The organism is Klebsiella sp. HMSC09D12, assembly GCF_001808475.1.
Taxonomy (GTDB): Bacteria; Pseudomonadota; Gammaproteobacteria; order Enterobacterales; family Enterobacteriaceae; genus Klebsiella; species Klebsiella oxytoca.
This window is the reverse complement of sequence record NZ_KV793375.1, coordinates 1-1,336: the sequence shown is the minus strand read 5'-3', so window position 1 is coordinate 1,336 and position 1,336 is coordinate 1. Positions and strand designations below refer to the sequence as shown.

General features: G+C 54.9%; 1 protein-coding gene. It reads right to left on the bottom strand.

Going from position 1 to position 1,336, the window contains the following annotated elements:
• Positions 1-37 precede the first annotated feature (37 nt).
• A protein-coding gene (locus HMPREF3178_RS00170; RefSeq protein ID WP_097311113.1) for an IS3 family transposase occupies positions 38-1,245 on the bottom strand; the annotation gives its coding sequence in 2 pieces (ribosomal slippage) (positions 38-924 and positions 924-1,245; 1,209 coding nt in all).
• Positions 1,246-1,336 lie beyond the last annotated feature (91 nt).

Genomic DNA, 1,336 nt, shown 5'->3' with positions numbered 1-1,336 from the left:
TGATCTTGACCCGCCATCTCCGGACAGCTTTTGTATCTTAAGTTAACGATGCCCGCTGCCGCCGGTATTCCCTTGGGGAGTGATATCCCAGCGCGCTGTGCGGGTGGTTTTCATTGTAATGCGTGAACGCTGCTGCAAGGTTTCGCAGTGCTGTTCTCACATCCGGTTTTGGCATGAACGCGATATAGTCTTCTTTCATCGTTTTCACGAACCGTTCGGCCATGCCATTACTCTGCGGGCTGCTCACCGCTGTTGTGCAGGGCTCCAGATTCAGCTCTCTCGCGAACCTCCGCGTTTCATTCGCGGTATACGCTGAACCGTTATCCGTCAGCCACTGCACCGCTGTGTCGGGCAACCTGTCGCCGAAGCGCTTTTCCACCGACCTCAGCATCACATCCTGCACGGTCGAACTGTCATAGCCTCCCGTGCTTGCTGCCCAGTCTATGGCCTCACGGTCGCAGCAGTCCAGCGCGAACGTTACCCGCAGTTTTTCGCCGTTGTCGCAGCCGAACTCGAAGCCATCTGAACACCAGCGCATATCGCTTTCTGCCACCGCGATTTTGCCCTTATGTTCACGCTTCGGTTGCTCTGGTTTGTCATGCAACAACAACAGGTTATGCTCGCTCATTATCCTGTAAAGCCGTTTGGCGTTCACAGGTGGCTGTCCCTCTGTGCGACGTTGCTTGCGCAGGATGCCCCACACGCGTCGATAACCATAACTCGGCATATCGCTGATAATGTTGAGGATAGCCGACAGTATTTCTGCGTCTGCTTCGTCATTACGCCGGTTACAGCGCCTGTCCTGCCAGTCGGCAGAACGCTTAATCCGCAGTGACAGTTGCGCACGCGACACGCCCATGGTGCGGCTGACCAGGGCTATTCCCCGTCCTTTGGCAACAAGGGCGCGTGCGCTATCCATTTTCGCGACTGACCGTACTCCACGGCTTCTTTCAGGATCTCAACTTCCATCGTCTTCTTGCCCAGAAGGCGCTGAAGCTCCCGGACCTGCTTCAGAGCAGCAGTAAGCTCAGAAGCAGGAACGACTTCCTCTCCGGCCGCAACAGCGGTGAGGCTGCCTTCCTGATATTGCTTCTTCCACTTAAACAGCAGGCTGGGCTGGATACCATGCAGGCGGGCGACATGGGAGACATTCATGCCCGGCTCCATCGTCTGCTGGATAATGGCGATCTTCTCCTGAGGAGTTTTACGTTTACGGACTTCTTGCCCTAACAGGATCCCGGTCATCTCAAAATTGGCGTTAGTGTTAGACATATATTCAAGACTATCTCTTATCTGGAGATACAGCTACTGTCTGGTGTTTCAGGGGGCTACATCA